Annotated in this window: 29 protein-coding genes; 16 read left to right on the top strand and 13 right to left on the bottom strand. The window is 64.2% G+C overall.

Annotation, left to right across the window (positions count from 1 at the left end):
* A partial coding sequence (gene gstA, locus BRAS3843_RS07505; RefSeq protein WP_035981056.1) for a glutathione transferase GstA occupies nt 1–591 on the bottom strand: 591 nt, incomplete at its 3' end.
* Between the two features lie 145 nt (nt 592–736).
* Between gstA and BRAS3843_RS07500 the strand changes: the two genes are divergently transcribed.
* The 3 genes from BRAS3843_RS07500 to BRAS3843_RS07485 all read left to right on the top strand — a co-directional run bounded on the left by BRAS3843_RS07500 (nt 737) and on the right by BRAS3843_RS07485 (nt 3,573).
* Nucleotides 737–1,225: a MarR family winged helix-turn-helix transcriptional regulator gene (locus tag BRAS3843_RS07500; protein ID WP_008968193.1), complete on the top strand. Its 489-nt coding sequence runs from the start codon at nt 737–739 to the stop codon at nt 1,223–1,225.
* 96 nt (nt 1,226–1,321) lie between these two features.
* Entirely contained in the window at nt 1,322–2,692 is a 1,371-nt protein-coding gene (locus tag BRAS3843_RS07495; RefSeq protein ID WP_008968192.1) for a glutamate--cysteine ligase, read from the top strand.
* Nucleotides 2,693–2,928: 236 nt separating this feature from the next.
* On the top strand, nt 2,929–3,573 hold the full coding sequence (locus BRAS3843_RS07485) for a PAN domain-containing protein (RefSeq protein ID WP_008968190.1): 645 nt from the start codon (nt 2,929–2,931) through the stop codon (nt 3,571–3,573).
* 46 nt (nt 3,574–3,619) lie between these two features.
* Here BRAS3843_RS07485 and BRAS3843_RS07480 read toward each other — a convergent pair whose 3' ends face one another.
* The 3 genes from BRAS3843_RS07480 to tldD all read right to left on the bottom strand — a co-directional run bounded on the left by BRAS3843_RS07480 (nt 3,620) and on the right by tldD (nt 6,532).
* Complete coding sequence (locus tag BRAS3843_RS07480) at nt 3,620–4,189, bottom strand: nucleotidyltransferase family protein (protein ID WP_008968189.1); 570 nt, start codon at nt 4,187–4,189, stop codon at nt 3,620–3,622.
* A gap of 130 nt (nt 4,190–4,319) precedes the next feature.
* Nucleotides 4,320–5,108, bottom strand: coding sequence for a signal peptidase I (gene lepB, locus BRAS3843_RS07475; RefSeq protein ID WP_008968188.1), 789 nt, complete (start codon nt 5,106–5,108; stop codon nt 4,320–4,322).
* Nucleotides 5,105–6,532 (bottom strand): metalloprotease TldD, encoded by a 1,428-nt coding sequence (tldD, locus tag BRAS3843_RS07470; protein ID WP_008968187.1) that lies wholly within the window; start codon nt 6,530–6,532, stop codon nt 5,105–5,107. Before tldD ends, lepB begins: the two co-directional genes overlap by 4 nt.
* 84 nt (nt 6,533–6,616) lie before the next feature.
* Here tldD and BRAS3843_RS07465 point away from each other — a divergent pair, with 84 nt between their 5' ends.
* Nucleotides 6,617–7,132: a GNAT family N-acetyltransferase gene (locus BRAS3843_RS07465; RefSeq protein ID WP_008968186.1), complete on the top strand. Its 516-nt coding sequence runs from the start codon at nt 6,617–6,619 to the stop codon at nt 7,130–7,132.
* Between the two features lie 33 nt (nt 7,133–7,165).
* On the opposite strand, the gene BRAS3843_RS07460 is transcribed toward BRAS3843_RS07465, so the two are convergent.
* A complete protein-coding gene (locus BRAS3843_RS07460; RefSeq protein WP_050886381.1) occupies nt 7,166–7,732 on the bottom strand; it encodes an invasion associated locus B family protein in 567 nt (188 codons plus the stop codon).
* A 468-nt stretch (nt 7,733–8,200) separates the two neighbouring features.
* Between BRAS3843_RS07460 and coxB the strand changes: the two genes are divergently transcribed.
* The 9 genes from coxB to BRAS3843_RS07415 all read left to right on the top strand — a co-directional run bounded on the left by coxB (nt 8,201) and on the right by BRAS3843_RS07415 (nt 16,303).
* Nucleotides 8,201–9,031 carry a cytochrome c oxidase subunit II gene (coxB, locus tag BRAS3843_RS07455; protein ID WP_008968184.1) on the top strand — a complete coding sequence of 277 codons (831 nt, stop codon included), beginning with the start codon at nt 8,201–8,203 and terminating at the stop codon, nt 9,029–9,031.
* A gap of 87 nt (nt 9,032–9,118) precedes the next feature.
* Nucleotides 9,119–10,732 (top strand): cytochrome c oxidase subunit I, encoded by a 1,614-nt coding sequence (gene ctaD, locus BRAS3843_RS07450; RefSeq protein WP_008968183.1) that lies wholly within the window; start codon nt 9,119–9,121, stop codon nt 10,730–10,732.
* A gap of 110 nt (nt 10,733–10,842) precedes the next feature.
* The gene (locus tag BRAS3843_RS07445) at nt 10,843–11,778 is read left to right on the top strand and encodes a heme o synthase (protein WP_008968182.1); all 936 of its coding nucleotides are present in this window, start codon (nt 10,843–10,845) and stop codon (nt 11,776–11,778) included.
* Between the two features lie 20 nt (nt 11,779–11,798).
* A complete protein-coding gene (locus tag BRAS3843_RS07440; RefSeq protein ID WP_008968181.1) occupies nt 11,799–11,966 on the top strand; it encodes a hypothetical protein in 168 nt (55 codons plus the stop codon).
* Nucleotides 11,966–12,619, top strand: coding sequence for a cytochrome c oxidase assembly protein (locus BRAS3843_RS07435; RefSeq protein ID WP_008968180.1), 654 nt, complete (start codon nt 11,966–11,968; stop codon nt 12,617–12,619). The genes BRAS3843_RS07440 and BRAS3843_RS07435 overlap by 1 nt, the downstream gene beginning before the upstream one ends.
* A gap of 88 nt (nt 12,620–12,707) precedes the next feature.
* Nucleotides 12,708–13,604 (top strand): cytochrome c oxidase subunit 3, encoded by an 897-nt coding sequence (locus tag BRAS3843_RS07430; protein WP_008968179.1) that lies wholly within the window; start codon nt 12,708–12,710, stop codon nt 13,602–13,604.
* A 157-nt stretch (nt 13,605–13,761) separates the two neighbouring features.
* Nucleotides 13,762–14,145 (top strand): DUF983 domain-containing protein, encoded by a 384-nt coding sequence (locus tag BRAS3843_RS07425; RefSeq protein ID WP_008968178.1) that lies wholly within the window; start codon nt 13,762–13,764, stop codon nt 14,143–14,145.
* Nucleotides 14,146–14,299: 154 nt separating this feature from the next.
* Nucleotides 14,300–15,076, top strand: a complete 777-nt coding sequence (locus BRAS3843_RS07420) for an SURF1 family protein (RefSeq protein WP_008968177.1) — start codon at nt 14,300–14,302, stop codon at nt 15,074–15,076.
* A gap of 138 nt (nt 15,077–15,214) precedes the next feature.
* Nucleotides 15,215–16,303, top strand: a complete 1,089-nt coding sequence (locus tag BRAS3843_RS07415; RefSeq protein WP_008968176.1) for a hypothetical protein — start codon at nt 15,215–15,217, stop codon at nt 16,301–16,303.
* Between the two features lie 338 nt (nt 16,304–16,641).
* On the opposite strand, the gene BRAS3843_RS07410 is transcribed toward BRAS3843_RS07415, so the two are convergent.
* The 3 genes from BRAS3843_RS07410 to BRAS3843_RS07400 form a co-directional block, all read right to left on the bottom strand.
* Nucleotides 16,642–17,592 (bottom strand): c-type cytochrome, encoded by a 951-nt coding sequence (locus BRAS3843_RS07410; RefSeq protein WP_008968175.1) that lies wholly within the window; start codon nt 17,590–17,592, stop codon nt 16,642–16,644.
* A gap of 140 nt (nt 17,593–17,732) precedes the next feature.
* A complete protein-coding gene (locus BRAS3843_RS07405) occupies nt 17,733–17,957 on the bottom strand; it encodes a hypothetical protein (protein ID WP_244425152.1) in 225 nt (74 codons plus the stop codon).
* Nucleotides 17,957–18,277 carry a heavy metal-binding domain-containing protein gene (locus BRAS3843_RS07400; protein ID WP_035981059.1) on the bottom strand — a complete coding sequence of 107 codons (321 nt, stop codon included), beginning with the start codon at nt 18,275–18,277 and terminating at the stop codon, nt 17,957–17,959. Before BRAS3843_RS07400 ends, BRAS3843_RS07405 begins: the two co-directional genes overlap by 1 nt.
* A gap of 207 nt (nt 18,278–18,484) precedes the next feature.
* On the opposite strand from BRAS3843_RS07400, the gene BRAS3843_RS07395 reads away from it, so the two are divergent.
* Nucleotides 18,485–19,741 (top strand): aminopeptidase, encoded by a 1,257-nt coding sequence (locus tag BRAS3843_RS07395; RefSeq protein ID WP_008968172.1) that lies wholly within the window; start codon nt 18,485–18,487, stop codon nt 19,739–19,741.
* Between the two features lie 87 nt (nt 19,742–19,828).
* Here BRAS3843_RS07395 and BRAS3843_RS07390 read toward each other — a convergent pair whose 3' ends face one another.
* Nucleotides 19,829–20,305 carry a DUF4399 domain-containing protein gene (locus BRAS3843_RS07390; RefSeq protein ID WP_008968171.1) on the bottom strand — a complete coding sequence of 159 codons (477 nt, stop codon included), beginning with the start codon at nt 20,303–20,305 and terminating at the stop codon, nt 19,829–19,831.
* A gap of 309 nt (nt 20,306–20,614) precedes the next feature.
* Here BRAS3843_RS07390 and BRAS3843_RS07385 point away from each other — a divergent pair, with 309 nt between their 5' ends.
* The gene (locus BRAS3843_RS07385; RefSeq protein ID WP_008968170.1) at nt 20,615–21,067 is read left to right on the top strand and encodes a cupin domain-containing protein; all 453 of its coding nucleotides are present in this window, start codon (nt 20,615–20,617) and stop codon (nt 21,065–21,067) included.
* A 21-nt stretch (nt 21,068–21,088) separates the two neighbouring features.
* Here the strand turns inward: BRAS3843_RS07385 and BRAS3843_RS07380 are convergent, their stop codons facing one another.
* A complete protein-coding gene (locus tag BRAS3843_RS07380) occupies nt 21,089–21,904 on the bottom strand; it encodes an MBL fold metallo-hydrolase (protein WP_008968169.1) in 816 nt (271 codons plus the stop codon).
* A 112-nt stretch (nt 21,905–22,016) separates the two neighbouring features.
* Here BRAS3843_RS07380 and BRAS3843_RS07375 point away from each other — a divergent pair, with 112 nt between their 5' ends.
* Nucleotides 22,017–22,958 carry an alpha/beta hydrolase gene (locus BRAS3843_RS07375; RefSeq protein WP_008968168.1) on the top strand — a complete coding sequence of 314 codons (942 nt, stop codon included), beginning with the start codon at nt 22,017–22,019 and terminating at the stop codon, nt 22,956–22,958.
* A gap of 1 nt (nt 22,959) precedes the next feature.
* Here BRAS3843_RS07375 and BRAS3843_RS07370 read toward each other — a convergent pair whose 3' ends face one another.
* The 3 genes from BRAS3843_RS07370 to BRAS3843_RS07360 all read right to left on the bottom strand — a co-directional run bounded on the left by BRAS3843_RS07370 (nt 22,960) and on the right by BRAS3843_RS07360 (nt 26,105).
* Entirely contained in the window at nt 22,960–24,486 is a 1,527-nt protein-coding gene (locus BRAS3843_RS07370) for a hypothetical protein (RefSeq protein ID WP_008968167.1), read from the bottom strand.
* The gene (locus BRAS3843_RS07365; protein ID WP_008968166.1) at nt 24,483–25,232 is read right to left on the bottom strand and encodes an ABC transporter ATP-binding protein; all 750 of its coding nucleotides are present in this window, start codon (nt 25,230–25,232) and stop codon (nt 24,483–24,485) included. Before BRAS3843_RS07365 ends, BRAS3843_RS07370 begins: the two co-directional genes overlap by 4 nt.
* A gap of 90 nt (nt 25,233–25,322) precedes the next feature.
* Nucleotides 25,323–26,105 carry a transglutaminase-like cysteine peptidase gene (locus BRAS3843_RS07360; RefSeq protein WP_008968165.1) on the bottom strand — a complete coding sequence of 261 codons (783 nt, stop codon included), beginning with the start codon at nt 26,103–26,105 and terminating at the stop codon, nt 25,323–25,325.
* Nucleotides 26,106–26,598 lie beyond the last annotated feature (493 nt).

The following is a 26,598-nucleotide window of genomic DNA, read 5'->3' as shown; positions in this document are numbered from 1 at the left end:
CTTCGCCAGCGCTTCCTGCACCTTGGGCCGGGCGGCGACGCGGGCCTTGTAGGCGGTCAGATTGGGCAGGCCGGACAGGTCGAACTGCATCCGCTCCGCCCAGGCCAGCATCGTGAACAGATAGCCGTCGGCGACGGTGAAGTCCTTGCCCATGAGATAGTCGTGGCCGGCCAGCTGGCTGTCGACGTACTTGAACTTGCCCATCAGCCGGTCCTTGAAGAACCCCTTGACCTCGTCGGAAAAAGCCGGCTGGAACAGCGGGCTGAAATTCTTGTGCAGCTCGGAGGTGATGAAGTTCAGCCATTCCAACAGCTTGTAGCGCTCGGCGCTGCCCGGTGCGGGGGCGAGCGCCTTGTCCGCGGCGCGGTCCGCGATGGTCTGCACGATCACCGGCCCCTCGGTGACCAGCTCGCCGCCATCGAGCGCCAGTGCCGGCACCTGGCCTTTCGGATTGACCTTCCAATAATCGTCGCCATTTTCCAGTTTCTTGGCCCGGAGATCGACCTTGACCAGCTCGTAAGGAAGGCCGGCCTCGAGCAGGGCGATGTGGGGCGAGAGCGAGCAAGCGCCTGGGGAGTAGTACAGTTTCATCGCAATTCCTCCGTCAGAACCGTCGTTTAGGATTTTGCTTGATAAACGAGGTGACGGAATTAAATGCAGATGCATGGAATAGTCAAGATTGATGCAGCTGCATTCAGTAGAGTAAAGTGCTGTCGACGAGGATATGAGCCCGACCATGAAACGCAAACCATCGACCGAGGCCACCGGCGCCTGGATCCGCCTGATGCGGGTCCAGAGCCGGGTGCTGGCTGCGGTCGAGCAGGACCTGAAGAAGGCTGGCTTTCCGCCGCTCGCCTGGTATGACGCGCTTCTGGAACTGTCGCGGGCGCCGTCGGGGGAGCTGCGCCCGGTGGAGCTCGAGCGGCAGATGCTGATCCCGCAATATTCGACCTCGCGGCTGATCGATCGGCTGGTCGACGAAGGCCTTGCGGTGCGCCGCGAATGCAAGATCGACAAGCGCGGCCAGTTCATCGAGATCACGGAGGCCGGGCGCGACCTGCAGAAGCGGATGTGGGCCGCCTATTCTGCGGCGATCGAAAAGCATATCGGCTCGAAATTGTCGGATGTGGACGCCGCCAAGCTCTGTGCGCTGCTCGACCGTCTCGGCTGCTCCTGCAGCCAGGCCCAGCAACTGTCTGCCGGAGAAGGTGCGTCGGCCCGATGATCTCTCTGTCATTTTCCCCGTCCGTGGTCCCGTCGGGCCCGCGGACTTTCCTGTCACCGCGCGCGATCATCGATGCGCTTCTGAACCGGGACTCGCATGGCGCGTGACCAGATCGATATGACCCCGCTCCAGTCTCGCGACGAACTCGTCGCGTGGCTGGAGGCGGGCGTGAAACCCCAATCCGCATTCCGGATCGGCACCGAGCATGAGAAGACGCCGTTCACGCTGGATGGCCATCATCCGGTCCCTTACGCCGGCGCGCGCGGCATCGGGGCGCTGCTCGAGGGCATGAAGCTTCTGCTCGGCTGGGAGCCGATCATGGAGCGCGGCAACATCATCGGTCTCTATGACGTGACTGGTGGCGGCGCGATCTCGCTCGAGCCCGGCGGCCAATTCGAGCTCTCCGGGGCTCCGGTGGAGAACGTGCATCAGACCCAGGCCGAACTGATGGCGCATCTCGCACAGGTGCGCGAGGTGGCGACCCCGCTCGGCATCGGCTTCCTCGGCCTTGGCATGACGCCGTCCTGGTCGCGCGCCCAGATTCCGGTGATGCCGAAGGGCCGCTACAAGATCATGACCAACTACATGCCGAAGGTCGGCCGCTACGGCATCGACATGATGTACCGGACCTGCACGGTGCAGACCAATCTCGACTTCTCCTCGGAAGCCGACATGGTGAAGAAGCTGCGGGTCTCGGTGGCGCTGCAGCCGATCGCCACCGCCTTGTTTGCCAATTCCCCGTTCACCGAAGGTAAGCCGAACGGCTTTCTGTCCTTCCGCTCCGAGATCTGGCGCGACACCGACAATGCGCGTGCCGGCATGATCCCGTGGGCGTTCGAGGATGGCATGGGCTTCGAGCGGTGGGTCGATTATGCGCTCGACGTGCCGATGTATTTCGTCAAGCGCGAGGAGACCTACATCGACGTGTCCGGCACCTCGTTCCGGGATTTCTTCGAGGGCAGGAATCCGGCGCTGCCGGGCGAGCGGCCGACCCTGTCGGACTGGGCCAATCACCTGTCGACGATCTTTCCCGAGGTGCGGCTCAAGCGGTATCTCGAAATGCGCGGTGCGGATGGCGTGCCATGGGGACGGCTGCCGGCGCTGCCGGCCTTCTGGGTTGGCCTGCTCTATGACGATATCAGCCTCGATGCCGCCTGGGATATCGTCAAGGATTGGAGCGCCTTCGAGCGCCAGCATTTGCGCGATGACGTGCCGCGGCTCGGCTTCAAGGCCCGTATCCGTAACCGCTACGCGTTCGAGATCGCCAAGGAATGTCTGACGCTGGCACACCTGGGGCTGCGGCGGCGCAACCGCGTCGATCAATTCGGCCGCGACGAGACGCGCCACCTCGAGCCGCTCGACCGCATCATCGAATGCGGCCGCACCCCGGCGGAGGAGATGCTGGAGAAGTATCACGGCCCGTGGCACGGCTCGGTCGAACCGGCCTATAATGAGTATGCGTTCTAATCAGATCGGATCGACGGTTCTGTCCGCATCCTGAATTTGAGGCGTCGAGCCGGCTTCGATTGCCTGCAAGGGAGGGTTGAGGAGGGCTCCCTTGCCTACGATATCGTAACGTGCGCCGTCTGCCTGTGAGGCAGTAAGGTCGCCCGCCGCACAAGTCCAAACGTGTCTGGCTCGTTCATCGGCCATACAGGTTCGTGGCGATCAAATGGCCGCTCAAGAAAACGCAAGCGTAACCAATGGGTCGGATACATCAGCGGATCGGCGCGGGGCGCATCATCGCGGCATGCCAGGCACTCCTGGCGTGCCTGATCGTCGTTGCGCCCGGCTCTCCGGGGTTGGCGCAGACCTATTCCGATCGCCCCGGCGGCGACTATATGAGCGCGCCGATCTCCTCCGGCGATCCGGCCGATTGCGCGCTGTTGTGCGAACATGACCGGCGCTGCCGCGCCTGGAGCTTCACCTATCCGACGGTGGTGGAGACGGGCGCCGTATGCTGGCTGAAGAACAGCGTGCCGGCGCGCGTGCCTGACAATTGCTGCGTCTCCGGGGTGCGTGGCGCCGGCGTGGTCGAGATCCGCAACGATGCCGTCGAGACCTCGATCGATCGGCCCGGCGGCGATTACCGCGGCTTCGAGATCAAGACCACGGAGCCGAAAGGGGCCGAGAAGGGCGCCGACAAAGAGAAAGACAAGGACAAGCAGGCAGAGAAGGCCGCCGACGCCGAGGACATCTGCAAGGCCGCCTGCACCGGCGACAATAAATGCCGCGCCTGGACCTTCGCCCGCCCGGGCTATGCAGGGAAGGAGGCGCACTGCTTCCTGAAGAAGGAGATCAAGCCGCCGCGCCGCCGTGCCGGGTTTACATCGGGCGTCGTGCGTTAACCACTCCGCGACGTGCGGCCGCATCGTCGTTACGACGGCTGATGGACTAATCGTCAGGCGCGATCACCCGGATCTCCGGCCACAGCGCCTTCCAGCGCGCGGCCTTGGCCGCGTAGTTCGCGGCCGAGAAATTCGCAGTGCGGTTGGGGCGCACGATCATGCCGGCGATGTCGTCGAAACCTTTGGGCGCATAGACGTCGTGCCCCTCCGCGCTCGGACGAATGCCGACCTGCGTATTGACGGTGAGAAAGCGGTCGATGCCGTCGCTCGAACAGGTCAATGGCGGATAGGGCAGGCCGTGCTTGACGGGATACCACAGATGCACACGCGCCTGGTTGCGGATCTCGATCGTGGCCTCACAGCCGGACAACCGCGCCCGCAGCTTGCGGATCACGGCATCTTCGGCTTCCCATGATGTATCGGGGTCAAAATAGAAGATGTCGTAGTCGTTGATGCCATAACAAATCGGCCGCCCGGTCAGCCCGTTCCAAACCGTCTGTGTCAAACAGCCGGCGACGATCCAGGCGTCGGGCAATGCCATGGCGTGCAAAGCCTGAGCAATGGTGGCGTTGACGGGATTGCGGAGCGTCGCGGCGACGAAGTCTGTCCGGTCCATCCTTTGCCACCGTCATGCGGGGGCACGCGCAGCGTAAACCCGGAATCCCGAGAGTCCGGGCTCGGTCCTTCGGACCGCCCCGGAATGACAGTACACCGTCGGCTTCTTGTCGTTTCGTGCCAGAGCTTGTCTAGCGCACCGCGGTGAAGAAGCGGTCGAGCCGGAAGCCGGAGAGCCAGGCCCAGACCGGCTGATGGCGGACGCCGAGATCCCACGAGCCGACCACGGCGTCGGCACGGCCGACCAGATTGTCGATCGGCAACAGGCCGACGCCGCCGTCGCGCACCGGCACGCGGCTGTCGGCGGAGTTGTCCCGGTTGTCGCCGAGCACGAACAGCTTTCCGGGCGGCACCGTGATTTCCTGCGTGTTGTCGAGCCGGCCGTTGTCGCGCAGTTTGAAGATCAGGTGCGAGACGCCATTCGGGAGCGTCTCGACATAGCGATAGGCGGATTCGGTGCGGCCGCTGTCGTCCTCAGCCTGGCCGACGCCGTCGGGCTTCAACGTTGCCGCCTGATCGTTGATGAAGAGCTGGCCCTGGCGCATCTGAATGCGGTCGCCCGGAAGCCCGACCACGCGCTTGACCCAGGCCTGCGAGTTGTCGCCCGGCCAGCGGAACACCACGACGTCGCCGCGCTTCGGCGTTTCGCCGAACAGCCGGCCGGTTTCCGGCAAAGTGATCTGCATCGGCAGCGACGAGGTGCCGTAGCCATAGGGGAATTTGGAGGCGAGCAGCGCGTCGCCGATCATCAGGGTCGGCTCCATCGAGCCCGATGGCACGTAGAACGGCTCGGCGATCGCGCCCTTGGCGACGAAGACGACCAGCACGACAGCGGCCAGCTGCGCGATCTGGCCGCCCCAGGTGGTGCCGTTTGCGCTCGCCTTGGTGCTCTTGTCTGTCGACATTTTCTCGACGCTCATCGACCCGTTCCTCCGACCGTGATGCGGTCCATGCGCAGGGTTGGCTGGCCGACGCCGACCGGCACACCCTGGCCGTTCTTGCCGCAAGTGCCGATGCCGGTGTCGAGCGACAGATCATTGCCGATCATGCTGATCCGGTTGAGATCGGTCGGACCGTTGCCGATCAGCATCGCGCCCTTGACCGGCGCGCCGACCTTGCCGTTCTCGATCTTATAGGCCTCGGTGCACTGGAACACATATTTGCCCGACGTGATGTCGACCTGGCCGCCGCCGAAATTCACGGCATAGATGCCGTTTTTCACCGAGGCGATGATCTCGGCCGGATCGCGCGTGCCTGCCAGCATGTAGGTGTTGGTCATGCGCGGCATCGGCACGTGCGAATAGCTCTGCCGGCGACCATTGCCGGTCGGCTTCATGTTCATCAGCCGCGCGTTCTGGCGATCCTGCATGTAGCCGACCAGGATGCCGTCCTCGATCAGCACTGTGCGGCTGGTCGGCGTGCCTTCATCGTCGATCGACAGCGAGCCGCGGCGCGACGACATGGTGCCGTCGTCAACCACGGTGACGCCTTTGGCCGCCACGGGCTTGCCCATCAGGCCGGCGAAAGCCGAGGTCTTCTTGCGGTTGAAATCGCCTTCGAGCCCGTGACCGACCGCTTCGTGGAGCATCACGCCGGGCCAGCCTGCGCCGAGCACGACATCCATCTCGCCGGCCGGCGCCGGCACCGATTCCAGATTGACCAGCGCTTCGCGCAACGCGCCGTCGGCGGCGTCGCGCCAAGCCTTGGTCTCGATGAAGCGCGCGTAGGCCTCGCGTCCGCCATAGCCCTTGCTGCCGCTCTCCTGCCGGTCGCCGTCGCCGGCGACCACCGAGATGTTGACGCGCACCAGCGGACGGACGTCGCGATAGCTCTCGCCGTCGTGACGCAGGATTTCCACCACCTGCCAGGTCGCCCCCAGGCTCACCGTGACCTGACGAACGCGCGGATCCTTGTCGCGCAAATACGCGTCGATCTCGCCGAGCAGCTTCACCTTGCTCTCGAAACCCGGTGCGTCGAGCGGATTGTCGTCGCCGTAGAGGCGCACATTGGTGTGCGGCGGGGCAGCCGCGAACGTGCCGGAATAGCCGCCGCGCACGGCGCTCACGGTGTCGGCAGCGCGCATCAGCGCCGGCAGCGAGACATCGGAGGAATGGGCGTAGCCGACTGCGTCGTCCTTCACCGCGCGCAGGCCGAAACCCTGGCTCGTGTCATAGGTCGCCTGCTTGAGCCGGCCATTGTCGAAGGTCAGCGCCTCGCTTTGGCTATATTCGAGATACAATTCGCCATCGTCGGCGCCGGCAAGGCCGCGCGTGATCTCGTGACGGACGGCGTCGCGATCGAGCTGGGCGCGGTCAAGCAGTGAAAGTGTGGCGGGATTTGTCATCAGCTGGTCCGTTGTCGGAAGATACGATCCAAGATAGTTGTTTCCGGGTCGGGGCGCGAGGGGCTGGATGATTACCGAACTGACATGGTTGAGATCGTACCCATCGGCGCAGGTCACATCGAAAGCTTTCACCGCACACTGGATCTGGTGGCGCGGGAGCGGCGCTATCTGTCCTTCGTGGCAGCGCCGCCGCTTGAATCCACGCGTGCCTTCATTCTGAACAGCATTGCCGAGGGCTATCCGCAGTTTGTGGTCCTTTCGGCGGGCGAGGTGGTCGGCTGGTGCGACGTGACGCCGAAATCGGGGCCCATTGATGCCCGAATCGGCGTGCTGGGCATGGGCCTTTTGCCGCAGTTCCGGCACCAAGGCATCGGAACCCGGCTGATCGGCCGGGTGCTGGAGGCCGCGCGCGCCTACGGTTTTGCCCGTGTGGAACTGACGGTTTACCGCAGCAACGCAAACGCCATCCGGCTGTACGAAAAGGCAGGTTTCGTGATCAAGGCGGTCGAGCCGCCGGAGACCTGTCCCGAGGAGATCGACAAGACGCGCCTGGTCATGGCGCTGGCCCTGGAACGGCCCGGTCACGCTCCGCCGCGCTGACCGATCACGGCAATGTGTCTCGGCGCCGGAGGGTCAGGGCAGCTTGTCAAAGCCGTCGGCGAGCCCGTTCAGGCTCAACGGGAAGCCGATGCCTTCCTCCGGCGTCTCGAAGATGATGAAGGTGGCGGTCTTGGCGGTCTTGAGCTGGTTGAGCAGCTTGTCGTCCATGACGACTTCCGCCACGCAGCCATTGGGCAGGCAGCGCACGAAGCCGGCGCGGCCGACATCCTGGTTGTCCAGCTTCAGCCCGAGCCCGGAGGGCAGCAGCACGCCGAGTGGCGCCACCACGCGCATCAGCCGGCTCTTCTGGTCGGCGGTCTTGAGCATGATGACGGTCAAGCCGGCATTGGAACGGTCCTCCGCCACCACGCTCTGAATCAGGGCGCATTGCTCGCTCTGCGCGCCCGGCGGCGTGTCGCAACGGATCTGCCAGTCGCCATGCACCGAGCGGACTGCGCCCTGGGCACGGACCGCTGCACCCGGCAGGCTGATCGCCGCCGCAGCCGCGAGCGCCAGCGCGGCAATGCTGCCGCGCAGACGGCGGGATCCTCGTCGCGAGTCATTCGCATCTCGGTGCGACTTGCGCGCTGTGTGGTCCATTGAAGGCCCCATCCGGGTCGATCCCATGACACTTTCCTGTGGGTGGTCTGTCTGCACCACGGCATCAGCCGGGAATCATGGCGTCTTGACGGCGCGTCGTTCGGCAAAACGGCTGCGCAGCTGCGCCGTCGAATCAGCTTCAAAAATGGCCCCCGTCCGTTGCGTACATCGCACGGAACGCCTGTCAAGCACCCGTTACCCGCGAATCCTCGTCATGCGGCAATTTTCGCTGAAAAATCCCGCAGGCACAGAGCTTGCGACGCCAACCATATCCGGCTGAAGAGCTGCATTGCGATAGATCAAGAATTATGATTTGAGAAGAAAGATTTCGTCATTCCAGTGAACTGGCCCAGGTGCTTTCCTATGAGTCCGCCAAAGCCGTTTGTCCGGGGGAGCGGGTCATAACAGCGCACCGCTTGAAGTGGCGGTTTGCTGAAGGGGGAAAGTTCTGAAGGGAGCGCGAACGACATGAAGATGTCGAAGGGCCAATTGGGCGCCTGCCTGCTGGGGACGGCGGTGGCGTTGGTGTCGGGTGGATCGGCGTTTGCGGAGCTCGGCCAGCCCGCACCGTGGGAATTCAGGCTGCAGGAAGCCGCTACGCCGGTGATGGAGAACATCACCTGGTTTCACGGCCTGCTGCTGACGATCATCACCGTCATCACGCTGTTCGTGCTGGCGCTGCTGGTGACCGTGGTGATCAAGTTCAACGCGCGCGCCAATCCGGTGCCCTCGCGCACTACCCACAACACGCTGCTGGAAGTGGCCTGGACGCTGATCCCGGTGCTGATCCTGGTCACCATCGCGGTGCCATCGTTCCGGCTCTTGTTCCTGGAGCTCGACGTGCCGAAGGCCGACCTCACGGTGAAGGCGACCGGCAAGCAGTGGTACTGGAGCTATGCCTATCCCGATAACGGCAAGTTCGAGTTCGATTCGCTGCTCGCGCAGGACAAGCAGCCGCGGCTGCTCGGCGTCGACAACGAGATGGTGGTGCCGGTCAACAAGGTGGTCCGGGTCCAGACCACCGGCGCTGACGTGATCCACTCCTTCGCGGTGCCGGCCTTCGGCATCAAGATCGACGCCATCCCCGGCCGTCTCAACGAGACCTGGTTCAAGGCGACCAAGGTCGGCATGTATTACGGCCAGTGCTCCGAGCTCTGCGGCAAGGATCACGCCTTCATGCCGATCGCGGTGCGCGTCGTGAGTGACCAGGAATTCGCTGCCTGGGTCGAGGACGCCAAGAAGAAGTTCGCCAGCGCGCCGGGCAGCACCTACGCTTCCGCGGCCGGCGTGTCGCAGTAGGGCGCAAGCCGCGGCGACTTTTGCAAGGCCCGCTTGCGGGCCTTGAGGGGACATCCAGGGGACACTAAGGGCATACGAGGACTGACAATGGCGACGAGCGCGACGGCCCAGACCGGCCATGACGATCACGCCCACGACCATCCGACCGGATGGCGGCGTTGGCTGTATTCGACCAACCATAAAGACATCGGCACGATGTATCTGATCTTCGCGGTCTGCGCCGGCATCATCGGCGCGGCCATGTCGATCGCGATCCGGATCGAGCTGATGTATCCGGGCATCCAGTTGTTCCACGAGAACCACACCTACAACGTGTTCGTAACCTCTCACGGCCTGATCATGATCTTCTTCATGGTCATGCCGGCGATGATCGGCGGCTTCGGCAACTGGATGGTGCCGCTCATGATCGGTGCGCCCGACATGGCGTTCCCGCGCATGAACAACATCTCGTTCTGGCTGCTGCCGGCGTCCTTCGCGCTGCTCTTGATGTCGACCTTCGTCGAGGGCGAGCCGGGCTCCAACGGTGTTGGTGCCGGCTGGACCATGTATGCGCCGCTCTCGACCTCGGGCCATCCCGGCCCCGCGGTCGATTTCGCCATCCTGTCGCTGCATCTTGCCGGTGCGTCGTCGATCCTGGGCGCGATCAACTTCATCACCACGATCTTCAACATGCGTGCGCCCGGCATGACCCTGCACAAGATGCCGCTGTTCGTGTGGTCGATCCTGGTGACGGTGTTCCTGCTGCTGCTGTCGCTCCCGGTGCTCGCCGGTGCGATCACGATGCTGCTCACCGACCGCAACTTCGGCACCACCTTCTTTGCGGCCGAGGGCGGCGGTGACCCGGTCCTGTTCCAGCACCTGTTCTGGTTCTTCGGCCATCCCGAAGTGTACATCCTGATCCTGCCGGGCTTCGGCATGATCAGCCAGATCGTCTCGACCTTCTCGCGCAAGCCGGTGTTCGGTTATCTCGGCATGGCCTACGCGATGGTCGCGATCGGCGGCATCGGCTTCGTGGTATGGGCACACCACATGTACACGGTCGGCATGTCCTCGGCGACGCAGGCCTATTTCGTCGCCGCGACCATGGTGATCGCGGTGCCCACCGGCGTGAAGATCTTCTCCTGGATCGCCACGATGTGGGGCGGCTCGATCGAATTCCGCGCCCCGATGCTGTGGGCCGTGGGCTTCATCTTCCTGTTCACGGTCGGCGGCGTCACCGGCGTGGTGCTGGCCAATGCCGGCGTCGACCGCGTGCTGCAGGACACCTACTACGTGGTGGCGCATTTCCACTACGTGCTGTCGCTCGGCGCCGTGTTCGCGATCTTCGCCGGCTGGTACTACTGGTTCCCGAAGATGTTCGGCTACATGTATTCGGAGAGCATCGCCAAGGCGCACTTCTGGGTCACCTTCATCGGCGTGAACCTGGTGTTCTTCCCGCAGCATTTCCTCGGGCTGTCAGGCATGCCGCGGCGCTACATCGACTATCCGGATGCGTTCGCTGGTTGGAACTTGGTGTCCTCGATCGGGTCTTACATCTCCGGCTTCGGCGTCCTGATCTTCATCTACGGCGTGGTCGATGCCTTCGTGCGCAAGCAGCAGGCGGCGAACAATCCATGGGGACCGGGCGCGACGACCTTGGAATGGACCTTGTCCTCGCCGCCGCCCTTCCATCAGTTCGAAGTGCTGCCGCGGGTGCAGTAACTCTCGCCAATGAATGCGCGGCGCCGCACAGGCGCCGCGCTCAGGTCGCCCGTATTGCCCGCCTCGCGGTGGGCGTTCCGGGCACATGAAGCGGAAAGTCTGGATCAGTCGTGTCGGTTATCGATCAGAACGCCCTCGCCGTCGGCCCTCGGATCTCGGAGGCCGATGTCGCCGATTATATCGCGCTGTTGAAGCCGCGGGTGATGTCGCTCGTGATCTTCACCGCGCTGGTCGGGCTCTTGATCGCGCCGGGGCATTTCCATCCGGTGCTCGCGATCACCGCATTGCTCTGCATCGCGGTCGGCGCGGGCGCGTCCGGCGCGCTCAACATGGCGCTGGAAGGCGACATCGACGCCAAGATGTCGCGCACCGCCAACCGTCCGATCCCGCGCGGCCGCGTCACCCGCGCCGAGGCGCTCGCCTTCGGATCGACGCTCGCCTTTTTCGCGGTGCTGACGCTCGGCATCCTCGTCAACTGGTATGCCGGAGCGTTGCTCGCCTTCACCATCTTCTTCTACGTCGTGATCTACACGCTGTGGCTGAAGCGCTGGACCGCGCAGAATATCGTGATTGGCGGCGCCGCCGGCGCATTGCCGCCGGTGGTGGCTTGGGTCGCGGCGACCGGCGGACTCGCCCCGGAGCCGCTGTGGCTGTTCCTGATCATCTTCTTCTGGACCCCGCCGCATTTCTGGGCCCTGGCGCTTTTCCGCAGCGACGATTACGCCCGCGCCGGCATTCCAATGCTGCCGGTCGTCGCCGGCCCTGATGCGACGCGGCTGCAGATCCTGCTCTACACCATCGTGCTGGTTGCCATCGCTACCGCGCCCTGGCTGCTCGGCTATTTCGACGCGGTCTATGGGATCATCTCGCTGGTGCTCGGCGCCGGCATGCTGTGGCTGGCGCTCGAGATTTACCGCAAGCGCGAGCGATCTGCGTCCTTGCGCGCCACCCGGAAGATGTTCGCGTTCTCGATCCTGTATCTGTTCGCGCTGTTTCTGACCTTGGGGTTCGAGGCGGTCGTGCGCATGATCGGGGCGTGGACATAGCAGGGACGCATAGCGCTGAAATGGCCGAGCCGAACGAGCCAGAAGAGGGGATCGTGCTCACCGAGGCGCAGCTGCGCGCGCGGCGTCGGCGCTCGATCGCAATTGCGCTCGCCCTCGGGGTGCTGGTGGTGTTGTTCTTCGCGGTGACCCTGGTCAAGGGGCCCGCAGTGTTGAGGCGGCCGATCTGATGGAAAGCCAAGACCAAGGCGAAGACCATAGCGCTTCGCACCAACCGACTGCCGCGCCCGTCAAGCCGCGCGGTCTCAACCGCGACGCGCTGGTAGGAGCGATCTGCGGCGCCGTGGTCGTGTTGATGGTCGGCGCATCCTATGCCGCCGTGCCATTCTACAACTGGTTCTGCCGCGCCACCGGCTTCAACGGCACCACGCAGGTTGCGACATCGGCGCCTCGCTCGGGGCCGATCGCGCGCAAGATTGCGGTGCGCTTCGATTCCAACGTCGCCGGCGGGCTGCCCTGGAAGTTCGAGCCCGAGCAGACCGAGATCGAGGTTGCGATCGGCCAGGTCGTCACCGTGTATTACACCGTGACCAACCAGTCCGCACGCACCACCACGGGCCAGGCTGCCTACAATGTCGCGCCGCTGACGGTCGGCGCCTATTTCGAGAAGATCAACTGCTTCTGCTTCACCGAGCAGACCATGGAGCCGGGTGAGAAGCGCCAGATGCCAGTCGTGTTCTATGTCGATCCGGCGCTTGCCGCCGATCCCGAGAACGACGGCCTCAACACCATCACCTTGTCCTACACCTTCTATCCCGTGCGCGACCCGGCCCCCAAGCCGGTCGCTGCGGGCGAGCCGGACAAACCGCGGGGCAATCTCTAATTGGCGGACGTCCGGCAATACGGGGAAATGATCTTTTGAACGAACATGTGCCGATCTGATCGGCACTAGAGCTGGGGAGAGACTTGATATGGCAACCGCCCACGCAAAGCATCACGACTATCACCTCGTTGACCCGAGCCCGTGGCCGGTCGTCGGCTCGCTGTCGGCCTTCATCATGGCGGTCGGCGCGGTCACCTGGATGCATCATTTGTTTGCGGCGGCGCCGATCATTTTCGGCATCGGCGCGATTGGCGTGCTCTACACCATGGCGAGCTGGTGGGGCGACGTCATCCGCGAAGCCCAGTTCAGAGGTGACCACACTCGCGTGGTGCAGATCAGCCACCGCTACGGCATGATCCTGTTCATCGCCTCCGAGGTGATGTTCTTCGTCGCCTGGTTCTGGGCCTATTTCAACGCGGCGCTGTTCCCGGCTGATGCGGTGCAGGCCACCCGTGATGCCGTGTTCGGCTGCGGCCCCGGCACCCAGATGGGGGCCTGCGCCGTCCCCGGCGTCTGGCCGCCCAAGGGCATCGAAACCTTCGATCCCTGGCACCTGCCGCTTCTGAACACGCTGATCCTGCTCACCTCCGGCACCACGGTGACCTGGGCGCATCACGCGCTGCTCGAAGGCAACCGGCAGGGCTTGAAGTATGGCCTGATCCTCACCGTCCTGCTGGGCGCGACCTTCACCTGCGTGCAGGCTTTTGAATACAGCCACGCTGCCTTCTCCTTCGGCGGCCACGTCTATGGTTCGACGTTCTTCATGGCGACCGGCTTCCATGGCTTCCACGTGCTGGTCGGCACCGTGTTCCTGATCGTCTGCCTCGCCCGTGCCTACGCCGGCCACTTCACGCCCAAGCAGCACCTGGGCTTCGAATTTGCCGCCTGGTACTGGCATTTCGTCGACGTGGTCTGGCTGTTCCTGTTCGTGTGCATCTACGTCTGGGGCCATGGCGCCGAGGCGATGGCCCACGGCGCGCACTGAGGTCGGTGCCAATATCGGCGCGCGCAGGTTGCGCCAGGGCGTGTTAATAAAGGGCGGCGCTAGGCCGCCCTTTATCGTTTGACCGGTCCTTGCTAGTACAAATGCGGCCGCGCCTGCCCTGCGCTCCCTCCCCGCACGGGGCAAGGAGGTTAGATCGATGATTCAACCCGTCTCTCTCTCCCAAACCATCCTGCGCGGGCTCACCTGCCGCTGCCCGCGCTGCGGCCAGGGCAAGCTGTTCTCCGGCTTCCTCACGCTTCGCAAGCGCTGCGAGGCTTGCGATCTCGATTATGCCTTCATCGACACCGGCGATGGTCCCGCGATCTTCATCATGATGATCGCCGGGGCGGTCGTCGTCTTCGCTGCGCTGATTGTCGAGGTGAAGTATCAGCCGCCGTTCTGGGTGCACGCGGCGCTGTGGCTACCGCTGATCCTGGTGACCACGCTGCTGCCGCTGCGCGCCATGAAATCGCTGCTGATCGCGCTGCAATTCCACCACAAGGCCGCGCCCGGGCGGCTGGTCGACCGCGCGCCGCGATGAAGTTGAGGCCTGCGCGATGTGCCAGCCTGCGAGCTGAGGCGGGCGCAAAAGTCGAGATGTGGGTTGCGAACGATCGCCGGGGACGCAGTGGGCTTCCTCTCGCCGCAGGCGGCGACAGGTCAGGACGGGCGTGCCGCAACGTGCCGACGTGGCCATGACGACCGCTCCTCGCCGGCCGCGCCTCGGCACCTTCGCGGCCTTCACCGTCGTGATGGTCGCGCTGTTTATTGGCCTCGGCGTCTGGCAGCTGCAGCGCAGGGCCGAGAAGCATGCGCTGATCGCGGCATTGACAGATCGGGTGAGCGCCACGCCGGTCGCGCTGCCGCCGCCTTCGGGGTGGCGCGCGCTCGGTGCCGGCACCGATGAATTCCGCCGCGTCACCTTCTCTGCGACTTACGCCAAGCTGCCGGATGCGATGGTCTACAGTGCGGGCTCCGCGGTGCGCGAGGATGTCTCCGGTCCCGGCACCTGGGCCTTCCTGCCGGCGCGCCTGCCTTCAGGCGAGCTGGTGGTGATCGACGCCGGCTTCGTCGCCAACACCATGCAGGAGCGCGGCGTTGAGGATCGTGCGGCCGGCAAGCTGATCACGGGCGAACCTGTCATGCTCACCGGTTACTTGCGTTTCCCGGAGAGCGCGGGCCTGCTGACGCCGGCGGAGAACCGCGACAAACGGCTATGGTTCACCCGCGATCATCTGGCGATGGCGAAGGCACTCGGCTGGGGCGAGGTCGCGCCGTTCTATGTCGACCTCGAAGCTCCGGTGCCGGACAACGGCATCCCGAAGCCCGGCCCGCTGACGCCGCACCTGCGCGACGAGCACATGCAATATGCGATCACCTGGTTCTCGCTTGCCATGGCGCTGCTGATCGCATTCGTGGTGTGGGCACGAGGACGGCGAACGCCTCGTCGGTGTGAAATGGATCACACGTAGCTTGCGGCGAGCATGCTACCATTGATTGTGTTTCTGCTGCCCCGGAGTGAGCATGTGGTGACGGGGTTCATCGGTTGGCTCATTCGGTCCCTTTCTGCAGCGCAAGCACCGTTGCGAGCGGTCGTAAGGGGGAATCTCATGCCGCTTTTTTCCTGGAACTGGTGGAAAGAGCCTGCCGATCTTGCCTCTCAGCAGATGCTTCAGCTTCAGATCGACAATCTTGCAATGCGGTTCCGGACCATTGGCAATCCGCCGGCTACCGCGAGTGAGAGTCTCCAGAAGGTCTACGGTCGGCTTGTGACCCTGTTCGAAGGAGCCGACCCACCGAACGGTTCGCGGCGGGATCTAACATGGGACGATGCCTACCGCATCGAAAGCGAAATCGCGTCGCTGCTTTCGGGCTCGCGGTTGAAGCAGGAGATCGTTTCCCGACTGCGCTGGGCCGTCCTGGACGGCGTTCCAGGGGCCAATGACCTGCAGGCCCGATACGTTGAACTGATTAAGACGGTCCCGGACCCGCCAAAGCCATCCGCCGACAGCTTGGATCCGTGGGACGACGTATTGCGGGATTTTCAACTCGATGTTCTCGAAGCCATTCACTGGCACAGCCGACACAAGCATATTGCACGAAAGTTGCGGTCACAGGCAACTCGTCGGACGCTGTCCTTCGGACTGGCGGCGCTGCTGGTTGTCTTGATCTCTTGGTTCGTTGCTTCGGCAAACGTGGCTGTCCCGACCAAAGCGGCGCAACTCGCTTCGCTCGCCCCAGACAATGTGCTTTCGGCAGGCTTCTTCACCCAAGACAGTGGCGAGAAGCAATTTGCGCTCTACACGGCGCTAATGTTCGGCTTCATGGGAGCCATCTTCAGCCGGCTTCTCACGCTGCAGCGTCAGTGGGACGTGATGACGCTTGACGAACTGTTCAACGCGCGAACGCGAAGCTACATCTTTCTTCGCGCGACCACCGGAACGCTTGGCGCACTGGTCATCTACTTCTTCCTGCAGAGCGGTCTGGTGAAGGGAAGCGTATTCCCGAATTTCGAAGAACTCGGCCTGAATCTCAAGCCGTTAAAGGACGGATGGCCGAGTCAGGTGCTGTTGCCGTCAGGCGGGCTCTCGCTGCTCATCATGTGGTCCTTCATCGCCGGCTTCTCGGAGACCTTGGTCTCCTCGGTGCTGGACACGACCCAGCGGCAATTCGGCGGTGCCGTGGGAAACCAGCGATAGGAACTATCGCGCACAAGCCGGTTCACGATGCACTGTGGTCGGATCGAAAACGCGTGGCGTAGCTCATGATCGCGCGCAAGGCGCATTCGCCAAAGCCGTAGCTTACGATCATGCGCAGCGGAATCGGTGCCGCGCCTGCGCGGTCGCAGGTGTAAGAGGTTGATTGCGGTTCGAAATGTTCTGAGTTCTCGTTGCGACAGCCGCTGCTGATGGTTGGAGGTTCGCGAGACGCGCCGCGGTCGTCACGGCTTCTTCATGTAGCGATGTCAGAGAGAGATTGCACGCTCCGCGTCCCGGAAGGGTCTGGAAAGGATTGACCGGCCGGTTCTGTCAGCCGGTCATTCGCTGGGAAGGTTGATCAGATAAGCGTAGATCGCGCGGAGTTCGTCGTCCGCCATCCGTCCGATCGGCTGCCACGGCATGGTTTCGGCAAGCTGATGGCCGTTGGGATCGATGCCTGACCGCATGGTGGCCTGGAATTGGTCGAAGCTCCATCCCTTGACGATGCCGAGATCGGGGCCGAGCGGAGGTAGCTGGCCGGGCGTGCCGCCGGTGAGACGCGGGCCGTGGCATTCGCGGCAGTCCTGATAGGACAGGATGTATTCCCCGAACTCCCGGGTCGGTCCGCGCGGCGGCGAGCTGACGGCGCCGCGGATGATCGGCTTGCCTGCAGGCAATTGCCCTGCGCCGAGCATCAGCAATCCGAGCAGGCTGAGGCGGTCGGGCGATCTCCCGGTGTCCGATCCCGCCGGCGGCAGGCTGCGCAGATAGGCAATGACCGCGAGCGTGTCCCAGTCGCTGAGCTTGCCGGCATTGGTGTAGGACATGATGATCAGCCAGCGTCCGTCGGCACCGACGCCGTTGCGGATGGCGCGGAAGATGTCGCCGTCCGACCACCGCGCGAGCGCGCCCGCGGGCGTGAGATTTGTGGCGACGAACGAGCCGATCGGCAGCGGGATGTCGTGGCCGAGATCGCGGCCGCCCGTCAGCGTGCCGGTCTGCGAATGGCAGCCGCTGCAGAAGCCGTCCGAAATTTCGCGACCGCGCTCGATCTGATCCGTGGTGCCGGCCACCTGCACGGAGACCTGCGGCGCGCTCCGCGCGCCCAGCTTGGCAAATCCGAGCAGAGCGAGCGCGCTCGCTGCCGTTGCCGCTGCCGTCAGCACGGCGGCTGCGACGGTGCCGGCCCATTTCAGCAGCGGATGTTTCTTCCGCCACGCACGCCAGGTGATCCACACCAGCAGCAGCGCCGCCAGAAGCGGGATCGCGGCTTCGTAAATTTCGGACATTAGGAACTCCCCCGTTTCGTGACCCGCGACACCGTCGCGGCGAATGGGGAGGGGTATAGGGAGCGTGATACCTGACGATTTCGCCAAGACGCTCACGCGTTACGGGCGTAACGCCGCGCCAGCGGCATCGCCGGCATCTATCAATCCCGCGCCCGAACATAGGCGCGCTCGCCGCGTGCCGGATGAAACCAGACCTGGAGCGTCTCGCCGGAATTCGGATCGACGAAGCGCTCGTCGGTCTTGACCCAGCCGGGTCCGGGCGGCCTGTCGAGCGGCTCGCGCTTGTAGCCGCCCTGCCGGAACAGCGCCCAGACCAGCACGACCACAAGGATCACCGTGAGCCAGATCGCAAGCCCGGTCATCATCACACCGGCTCGATCACCGCAGCCGTGCCATAGGCCACGATCTCGCTCATGGTCTGGCCGATCTCAGCGCTGTCGAAGCGCATCATCAGGATCGCGTTGGCGCCCATTGCGGTCGCGTTGTGCACGAGCCGATCGAGCGCATGGCGCCGCGCTTCTTCCAGCATCTGGGTATATTCATGGATTTCGCCGCCGACGATGGAGCGCAGGCTCGCCACGAGATTGCCGCCCAGCCCGCGGCTGCGCACCACGACGCCGAAGCATTGTCCGAGCATCCGCACGGTGCGGTGCCCCGTTACATTTTCGGTGGTCACTACGATCACTTTGCTCTCCGTCTCGGTTGCGGCCTGCTTGTGCAGGCCGATGGTTCTGACAGTGGGCCGGCTGGCCAGGTTCAATCTGCTTCATCATCTCGGGAAGGCGGAAAGCCGACATCCCAACGCCGTTCGGGCGGGCGAGCGCCGCCCATTGACCCCACCGGCGATTGGCCTATCTCTTTGCCATCCTGAACGAGACCGATTGGACCCTCAATGACCGCACATCAGCGCAACCTCGAAGCCGCCATCGATCCCGTCAAACTCGACCGTCTGGCCGAGGTGGCGGTGAAGGTGGGTCTGCGGCTGCAGCCGGGGCAGGATCTGTTGCTGACGGCGCCCTCCGTCGCGCTGCCGCTGGTGCGGAGGATCGCTGAACATGCCTACAAGGCCGGCGCCGGCCTCGTCACCTCGTTCTTCTCCGACGAGGAGCTGACCTTGGCGCGCTATCGCTTCGGTCACGACGCGGGCTTCGACCGTGCCGCCGATTGGCTCTATCAAGGCATGGCCAAGGCATTCTCGGAAAATACCGCACGGCTTGCGATCGTCGGCGACAATCCGATGCTGCTGTCCGGCCAGGATCCGGCCAAGGTCGCGCGCGCCAGCAAGGCCAACTCCAAGGCCTATCAGCCGGCGCTGGAGAAGATCACCAATTTCGACACCAACTGGAACATCATTGCGTTTCCAAGTCCGTCCTGGGCCAAGCTCGTCTTCCCGGATGTGCCCGAGGAGGTCGCGGTGGCGAAGCTTGCGGATGCGATCTTCTCTGCCTCGCGCGTCGATCAGGAGGATGCGGTCGACGCCTGGGAGCGGCACAATGCCGTGCTGCGCAAGCGGACCGACTGGCTCAACGGTCAACGCTTCAGCGCGCTGCATTATACCGGCCCCGGCATGGATCTGACGATCGGGCTGGCCGACGGCCATGAGTGGGAAGGCGGCGCCTCGACGGCCAAGAACGGCATCACCTGCAACGCCAACATCCCGACCGAAGAGGTGTTTACCACGCCGCACTGCCGCCGCGTCTCGGGCTATGTCGTCAGTTCCAAGCCGCTGTCCTATCAGGGCACGCTGATCGACAATATCGCGGTCAAGTTCGAAGACGGGCGCATCGTCGAGGCCAAGGCCTCGCGCGGCGAAGAGGTGCTGAACAAGGTGCTCGACACCGACGAGGGCGCGCGCCGGCTCGGCGAGGTTGCGCTGGTGCCGCATTCCTCGCCGATCTCCAAGAGCGGGCTCCTGTTCTACAACACCCTGTTCGACGAGAATGCGGCCTCGCATATCGCGCTCGGCCAGTGCTACGCGAAATGCTTCGTCGACGGCACCAAGCTCAGCCAGGAGCAGATCGCCGCGCAAGGCGGCAACCGGAGCCTGATCCATATCGACTGGATGATCGGCGCCGCAGACACCGACATCGACGGTATCTGCGCTGACGGCAGCCGCGTGCCGGTGTTCCGCAAGGGCGAGTGGGCCTGATGAGATAAGGGCCGGATTGAAGCTCGATCCGGCCGGCCGTACTTCAGATCCAGCGGTCCCGCATCGACGGGATCGCGCAGGCTAAGATTACTGCTTGGCGCTCGCGGCTTCGCTTGGCTTCTCGCCGGCAGCTTCGCTGCCTTCGACGGTGACCGTGATCCGATCGGACATCACAGGCGTCTTGTGCGCGATGTGGCTCCAGTCGCCGAGCACGAGCTGTAGGGTGTGCTTGCCCGGCGACAGCTTGACCGAGGCCTCGGTCTGGCCCTTGCCGAAATGAACATGGTGCTCGTCGACCGGAATGGCCTCATTGAGCGCATCACCCTCGAGCGCCGGCGCGTCGATCAGCAGATGATGGTGGCCGGTGTTCGGCGCCTCAGTGCCGGCGGGCGCAATGCCCATGCCCGACAGGCCGAACCGGATCAGGACCGGCGAAGTCACCGTGTCGCCGTCCTTCAGATTGATGAAGTATGCCTTGGCACCCTCGGGCGCGGGCGTCTCACCGGCAACGGCGAGCGTGGCCGTCGACAGCATCATGGCGAGCGCGAGTGTCGTTCGTCGCATTGCGCGAGTCCTTCGTTGGCAAATGGAAAGCATTTCTAGGCGAGATCCGTGACGCCGCCATGATCCTTCCGGACCATCGCCGCGCCGCAACATCGAGTAGGACAGCTCGGCGGCGAAGCCGCGGACAAATTGCGGCGGCCGGATGACTTTGTCGAATTTGAGATTCCGTGATGCGGCGGACAGTCGCGCCCAATGCTTCGGATTTTAATGAGCGGGGAAAGTCCGGGTTAAGTGCGTGTGTCTAGTTGTTACAGCGCTGGCGGCTCGCGCCGGCAGGTCATTTCAGCCCGTTGCCCTTTGAGGTCATCGATGTCGCGCGCCTTGATTGAAACCGCCAATCTGAACGTCGAATTGGCGCCGGCGCCGATCGAGCCGTCCTGGATCATCGAGGGCGATCCGCAGGCGACCTCATGCACGGTGTCGCGCAGTTCCGATGGTCTCGGCTGCACCATCGTCTGGCACTGCACCGAGGGCAAGTTCAACTGGTACTATGATTTCGACGAGACCATCCTGATCCTGGAAGGCTCGATCGTGCTGGAGAGCGAGGGAATGCCCCCGAAGCGCTATGGCGCGGGCGACGTGATCTTCTTCAGGGACGGCGCGCATGCCAAATGGCATGTCGAAGGCCATGTCAAGAAGCTGGCCTATTGCCTGAAGACCCAGCCCTATATTCTCGGCCTTGCGGCGCGCGTGATCAACAAGCTGAAGCGGATGTTCATCACGCCCGACGGCCGTCGCGCTCCGAGCCTCGCCGAAGCATAAGGCTTCGCGTCCGGCGCAGGCTCACACGCCGTCGAGGATGATCACGGTCGGCGTGGCCGGCAGCGTTTCGCGCGAGATTTGAAGCGTTCGCTCGCTGCGGCGGTCGATCTCGAACTGTTGGCCGATTCTGCGCATGAATTCGTCGAGTGGCGTCGCAAAGCGATGCATCGGCAGCACGACCGAGGCGCGCAGCCGCTTGGTGATTTCAGAGATGCCGTCGAGCGACATCGTATAGGTGCCGTCGATCGGCACCATCACAATGTCGAGGCGCCCGATCGCGGCGAAATGGCTGTCGTCGAGCTTGACGTGCAGATGCCCGAGGTGGCCGATGCAGAGGCCGGCGACTTCGAAGATGAAGATCGAATTGCCGTCCTTGATCATGTCGATGCCGATGGAGTCGCCGAAATAGCGGCGGATGTCGGTGGTGACGTTGCGGATGTAGACGTCGCCGATATGCTCGCTGATCTCCGCCTTCTTGCCGTCGTCACCCCAGCCGCGCAGCACATGCGGGATGCGCGGATCGGGCGCCAGCGTGTAATGGGTCGAATGTGCGCGGTTCATCGTGATGACGTCGGGTAGCCGCCCGACCTGGTAGGCCCCGCTATAATCGGTCGCGATGCGGACGCCGCCTGGCGTGTCGATGAAATAGGTGGAGTGGCCGGCATAGGTGATGGCGACCTCGTTGGTGTCGGCTGCTGCGCGACGCAGGTTCACCGGCATCGCGCGCGGTCCGCCGGCCATCGCCAGGCACTCGCTGCTGCGCTGGGCTTGCTGTGCGAACGCCGGCGCTGCCATCGTGACCAGCGTTGCAAGCAGGGCGGATAATGCGCGCAGCATGGCGATCCCCTCGGGCGTAGGATGCACTGTAGCGCCCCTCGGAACGCCGCACTATGCTGACGACATCAAGAGCGCGTCAGGATGTGCGCGGGAACAAGGTGTGGAGCGCAAGATGAATGATCGGCCAGTCACCGGCAGGGCTTCATCGTCAACCCGGCTCGAACCGACACGCCAGATCGACGCCGGGGTGCTCAGCGTGGCCTATCACGAGGCCGGTCCCGCCTATGGCCCCGCCGTGGTGCTGTTGCATGGTTTTCCCTACGACATCCATTCCTATGTGGATGTGGCGCCGATGCTGGCCGCCCAGGGCTGCCGCGTGATCGTGCCCTATCTGCGCGGCTATGGCCCGACCCGCTTCCGGGACGCAGCCACGCCGCGCTCAGGCGAGCAGGCCGCCATCGGCGCCGACCTGATCGCGCTGATGGATGCGTTGTCGGTCCCGCGCGCGGTGTTCGCAGGCTACGATTGGGGCGGCCGCGCGGCCTGCGTGGGTGCCGCGCTGTGGCCGGAGCGCTGCACCGGCCTGGTCTCGGTCAACGGCTATCTGATCCAGGACATCGCCAAGGCGATGCGGCCCGCGCCGGTCGCGCGCGAGGTCGGCTATTGGTATCAATGGTACTTCCAGATCGAACGCGGCCGCGCCGGGCTCGCCGCTAGCCGGCGCGAAATCGCGCGCACCTTGTGGGCGCAGTGGTCGCCGAACTGGCGGTTCGACGACGAAACCTTCGCGCGTACGGCGGCGGCCTTCGACAACCCCGATTATGTGGATGTCGTGATCCATAGCTATCGCCATCGTTACGGCTTGGCTGAAGGCGATCCGCGCTATGCCGAAATCGAGAACAGATTAGCGGCACAACCCGTCATCACCGTGCCGGCGATCACGCTGGATGGTGATGCCGACGGCGTGTTTCCGGCAACTGACGGGACTGCGCAGGCCGCGCGCTTTGCAGATCGCCGCGCCCATCGCGTGATTCCGCGCGCCGGCCACAACCTGCCGCAGGAAGAGCCTGAAGTGTTCGCCGCGGCCGTGCTTGAACTGGTCAGAGGATCATAGCTCACTCCCGCTTCGGGCTGAGCTTCCATGTTGCCGCCAGCAACCCTGCGGTGAGCGCGCCGCAGATCAGCGCGGCTGTAGGAACGATGAGCGTCAGCGCAGCAGTCGCGGCCCAGCCGATTGAGGAGAACGCCTCGGCGAAGGTGGCCAGGCGCGACGAGGTCTGACGGCGCCGGAACTGGCTGCGGCGCGCCTGGACTCGGAACCAGAACTGGATCGCGGTCGAAGAGATGGTCCCGATGAAGACGCCGCACGCCGTGACGCTGGCCTGCCAGGGCGCGATCCAGGCGAGCGCTGCAAGCAGCGGCGCAAAGATGACGCCGATCGAAATCAGCACCACCTCGATCTTGGCCCGGACGACGCGCGTCCCGGACAACGGCGCGGTCGCCACCAGTTCCGGCGCGTCCTCGCCCGAGATGGTCAGCCAGGCGAGGCCGCCAGCAAGTTGGCCGGCAGCCATCACGATGACAGGCGTGATCAGAACGATCGCGGTCGAGCTATCGGAATAGCTGCGCCATAGCAACAACGCCGGCGGCACCAGATAGAGCAGCTGCATCAGCGTCTGCGAGACCAGCCAGGGATCGCGCTTGAGCAGCATGAACTCCTTGCGGCGCAGCGCCTGCTGGCGCGAGCCGCCACGAAACGCCTTGACCCGTGCGCCGGCCCGGCTGGAGACGCCCTGGGCGGCGGCACTGATGGCGGTGTCGGCAAAACGCGGCGAGAAGATCGCCATCACGATGCCGAGCAGCAGCAGGCTCGCGGCGAGCAGCGCGAGCAGCGCCTCGCCATCGCCGACGACGGCGCGGGCCGGCAGCCAGACGATGCTGGCGGGATCCGGCGCGATCGCGGCTGCAGTATTGGAGGTGAGGATCGCAAAGCGGGACAGGGTGCCGTAAGAGATGATTGCGGCGATCTGCAGCAGGATCACGAAGCCCGCGCCTATCACGGCGGCCAGGATCTGCGCCACCAGCCGGGTGCGCGCCGGCCCGATCAATCGGAACAGCAGGATCGTGATCGCAATCGCAAGGGCAGCGGCCGAGAGGCCGACGGCCGCCACGACGACGAAGGCCGAAAGCCAGCGCACGCCGCCCTCGATCAGCAGCACATCGACGAATGGGGTCGCCAGCAGCAGCGCCATCCCGGTCACGGACAGCGCGATCGCAGCGATCCGCACCGAAAAGATCTCGGGCAGGCGAATTGGCGAGGACATGATGAGATCGAGATCCGCGCGCGCATAGAACACGCGGGTGACGGACTCGATCGCCTGCGACAGCATCAAGGCCCAGGAGAGCAGGAGCGTGGCCGTGATCACGATCAGCGCGGTCTTGTCCAGCGGTGGCCGCAGATCGGCGTAGCGGCCGATCACGGCCCAGGCCGGTACGTGCAGGATGACACCGAAGATCAGGAGCGCGATGATGGCCGCGCGCGTGCGCCGGCTGCGACCGGCCGTGATCATGGCGAGCCATTCGCGCCAGGCCAGCCGCAGCTCATGGCGGGCGAACCAGGCGAGCGTCGCCGCCCGCGTCATGCGGCGGCCTCGACATCGACCAGCGCGATGAACAGCTCCTCGAGACTGGTATCTGTATGGCCGTTCTGCTGGCGCAACTCGGTGAGCGTGCCTTCGGCAACCAGGCGCCCGGCCGCGATCACGCCGATTCGGTCGGCCATCCGTTCGGCGACTTCGAGAATATGCGTGGTCATGATCACGGTGCCGCCCTGGCGGACACGCTCGGCCAACAGCCCCTTCACATGGCGCGCGGATACCGCGTCAAGTCCGGTGAGCGGCTCGTCGAGGATGATCAGGCGCGGATCATGGACCAGCGCCCCGGCCAACGCCACCTTCTGGCGCATGCCCTTGGAGAAGCCTTCGCAGCGTTCGTGCAGGTGGCGCTCCAGGCCGAGCGAGACTAACAGCTCGTGCGCCGTCCGCCCCGAGCTCGCGGGATCGATGCCCCAGAGTCCGGCGACGAATTCGAGATATTCGAGCGGCGTGAGCTTGTCGTAGATCATCGGCTCGTCCGAGACCCACGCCATGATCTGCTTGGCCGCGATGGGATCACGAAGCGCGTCGATGCCGAAGATCTCGACCGCGCCGGCATCGGGACGCAACAGGCCGGCGACCATGCGCAACGTGGTGGTCTTGCCGGCCCCGTTGGGACCAACGAGCGCATAGAACTCGCCGGCTCGTATCACGAGATCGAGCCCGTCCACCGCCGGGCGGTCAAAACGTTTGGTCAATCCTCGCACGGCGAGGGCAGCAGCTTCCGGTATCATGATGGCAAGGCGATCCCGTTCAGTTGCATTCTCGCGTCGAACTCAGGCGGCGAGAAGGCCGGCATTCCAGCTCGCGCGGGAACATGCCGGCTAGTCCCATGCGGCCAGAGTATCGGGCAGCAATGCCGGCGCGGCGGTATCGGGCAATTGGGCCTGCGCGAGCATCGGCACGTCAGTGTATTTCGCGATGCCGCCCTCGTCGATCACGAACAGCGGGCGGACATTCCTGGCATCCGTGTCCTCGACCATCGCCATGCGCTGGTTGTCGAGCATCAGCCAATGGCCATCCAGTCGTGCGGCGGCGACCGCATGATCTTCGCCCCTGAGCGTGTCCCGCATGATCACGATCCGCAGGTCATCCGAATCGATCCCTGCCAGGCGTAAGGCGACATATTTGGCGATCGCATAGTCCTCGCAATCGCCTGCACCCCGAGCGAACGTCTCGATCGGGGAATTCCAGACGTCCTCTTCGCCATATTCAGCCAGGTCGCTCACCGGCTTGATGGCGAGATTGATGGCCCGGTTGATCTCGCCGAGGCGGGCGCGTCCATCGCGGGTCCGGCCCTGATCGACAATCGCAAGGAAGCGTAGCGCGGCAGGTGAGACGCAGTGCTCGCGGTCGCCATCGCACAGCGCGAGTTGCACCTGGTCGTCCGCAAGCTGGTGCACGAGCTTCAGCCATTTGTCCTGCAGCGGGCCGGCGGAGATGTCCGCCTTTCCGAGGCCGAAAGGCTCGAAACCGAAATCGGCAGCTTCCGCGAGTCCGACCGGTTGTCCAATCGGGCCGGCAAACAGGTTCGCCGTCCCAAAGGCCCATACCAACATGGTTACGAACGCTGCCACCGGCGCGCGGGCGCGACCTAGAATAGTCATCCGACACCCCTGTTCGGCCTTGGCGCGCACTCGGCTGCGCGCGACCCGACCGACCCATTTCAGGGGGCGATGATGATGGCGACGACTTTGGGTCTGCTTAAAGGCCTGCCGTTGCAGGACGGAAGCTGCGATCAGGCTAAATTTACCGTTGCGACCAGGCAGACAAGTTGACGGAGGAGAAGTCCGATCGGCGCCTCATCCGGCGCGCGCTGTGCACAATTCTCCTGGAGGTTGCGCCGACGCTGCCTTCTTCCGATATGGCTAATTCGATACAATTTGTTAATTCTGTTAGCCACCTCACAGTCTTTCTGCAGAAAATAGTGCATAGGAACGCCGATTTGGGCAGGTGCGCATCGCCGCAAGTATTCTGAGTCTCGCCAATGCTGGCGATATAAGAATATTCGTCGATCTCTACTTATAAATACTAGGCGCGAGCTGCAGCGGGGGCGGGAATAGTGGGCAAAGTTACATCGCTAGAAGCAAAGACTGCAAA

Source organism: Bradyrhizobium sp. STM 3843 (assembly GCF_000239815.1).
In the GTDB taxonomy this organism is placed as follows: domain Bacteria; phylum Pseudomonadota; class Alphaproteobacteria; order Rhizobiales; family Xanthobacteraceae; genus Bradyrhizobium.
The sequence above is the reverse complement of the archived record's forward strand: the minus strand, read 5'-3'. Positions and strand labels throughout refer to the sequence as shown.

What these genes read in the sequence shown, in the direction of transcription:
- BRAS3843_RS07495 (WP_008968192.1), top strand. Translation starts at nt 1,322, where the DNA reads ATGGCGCGTGACCAGATCGATATGACCCCGCTCCAGTCTCGCGACGAA.
- BRAS3843_RS07370 (WP_008968167.1), bottom strand. Translation starts at nt 24,486, where the DNA reads ATGACGCGGGCGGCGACGCTCGCCTGGTTCGCCCGCCATGAGCTGCGG.
- BRAS3843_RS07410 (WP_008968175.1), bottom strand. Translation starts at nt 17,592, where the DNA reads ATGTCCGAAATTTACGAAGCCGCGATCCCGCTTCTGGCGGCGCTGCTG.
- BRAS3843_RS07480 (WP_008968189.1), bottom strand. Translation starts at nt 4,189, where the DNA reads ATGGACCGGACAGACTTCGTCGCCGCGACGCTCCGCAATCCCGTCAAC.
- tldD (WP_008968187.1), bottom strand. Translation starts at nt 6,532, where the DNA reads ATGACAAATCCCGCCACACTTTCACTGCTTGACCGCGCCCAGCTCGAT.
- BRAS3843_RS07380 (WP_008968169.1), bottom strand. Translation starts at nt 21,904, where the DNA reads ATGCTGCGCGCATTATCCGCCCTGCTTGCAACGCTGGTCACGATGGCA.
- BRAS3843_RS07360 (WP_008968165.1), bottom strand. Translation starts at nt 26,105, where the DNA reads ATGACTATTCTAGGTCGCGCCCGCGCGCCGGTGGCAGCGTTCGTAACC.
- BRAS3843_RS07385 (WP_008968170.1), top strand. Translation starts at nt 20,615, where the DNA reads ATGTCGCGCGCCTTGATTGAAACCGCCAATCTGAACGTCGAATTGGCG.
- BRAS3843_RS07425 (WP_008968178.1), top strand. Translation starts at nt 13,762, where the DNA reads ATGATTCAACCCGTCTCTCTCTCCCAAACCATCCTGCGCGGGCTCACC.
- BRAS3843_RS07430 (WP_008968179.1), top strand. Translation starts at nt 12,708, where the DNA reads ATGGCAACCGCCCACGCAAAGCATCACGACTATCACCTCGTTGACCCG.
- coxB (WP_008968184.1), top strand. Translation starts at nt 8,201, where the DNA reads ATGAAGATGTCGAAGGGCCAATTGGGCGCCTGCCTGCTGGGGACGGCG.
- BRAS3843_RS07440 (WP_008968181.1), top strand. Translation starts at nt 11,799, where the DNA reads ATGGCCGAGCCGAACGAGCCAGAAGAGGGGATCGTGCTCACCGAGGCG.
- BRAS3843_RS07485 (WP_008968190.1), top strand. Translation starts at nt 2,929, where the DNA reads ATGGGTCGGATACATCAGCGGATCGGCGCGGGGCGCATCATCGCGGCA.
- BRAS3843_RS07365 (WP_008968166.1), bottom strand. Translation starts at nt 25,232, where the DNA reads ATGATACCGGAAGCTGCTGCCCTCGCCGTGCGAGGATTGACCAAACGT.
- BRAS3843_RS07415 (WP_008968176.1), top strand. Translation starts at nt 15,215, where the DNA reads ATGCCGCTTTTTTCCTGGAACTGGTGGAAAGAGCCTGCCGATCTTGCC.
- BRAS3843_RS07390 (WP_008968171.1), bottom strand. Translation starts at nt 20,305, where the DNA reads ATGCGACGAACGACACTCGCGCTCGCCATGATGCTGTCGACGGCCACG.
- BRAS3843_RS07375 (WP_008968168.1), top strand. Translation starts at nt 22,017, where the DNA reads ATGAATGATCGGCCAGTCACCGGCAGGGCTTCATCGTCAACCCGGCTC.
- BRAS3843_RS07420 (WP_008968177.1), top strand. Translation starts at nt 14,300, where the DNA reads ATGACGACCGCTCCTCGCCGGCCGCGCCTCGGCACCTTCGCGGCCTTC.
- ctaD (WP_008968183.1), top strand. Translation starts at nt 9,119, where the DNA reads ATGGCGACGAGCGCGACGGCCCAGACCGGCCATGACGATCACGCCCAC.
- BRAS3843_RS07395 (WP_008968172.1), top strand. Translation starts at nt 18,485, where the DNA reads ATGACCGCACATCAGCGCAACCTCGAAGCCGCCATCGATCCCGTCAAA.
- BRAS3843_RS07460 (WP_050886381.1), bottom strand. Translation starts at nt 7,732, where the DNA reads ATGGACCACACAGCGCGCAAGTCGCACCGAGATGCGAATGACTCGCGA.
- BRAS3843_RS07405 (WP_244425152.1), bottom strand. Translation starts at nt 17,957, where the DNA reads ATGATGACCGGGCTTGCGATCTGGCTCACGGTGATCCTTGTGGTCGTG.
- lepB (WP_008968188.1), bottom strand. Translation starts at nt 5,108, where the DNA reads ATGAGCGTCGAGAAAATGTCGACAGACAAGAGCACCAAGGCGAGCGCA.
- BRAS3843_RS07500 (WP_008968193.1), top strand. Translation starts at nt 737, where the DNA reads ATGAAACGCAAACCATCGACCGAGGCCACCGGCGCCTGGATCCGCCTG.
- BRAS3843_RS07465 (WP_008968186.1), top strand. Translation starts at nt 6,617, where the DNA reads ATGGTTGAGATCGTACCCATCGGCGCAGGTCACATCGAAAGCTTTCAC.
- BRAS3843_RS07435 (WP_008968180.1), top strand. Translation starts at nt 11,966, where the DNA reads ATGGAAAGCCAAGACCAAGGCGAAGACCATAGCGCTTCGCACCAACCG.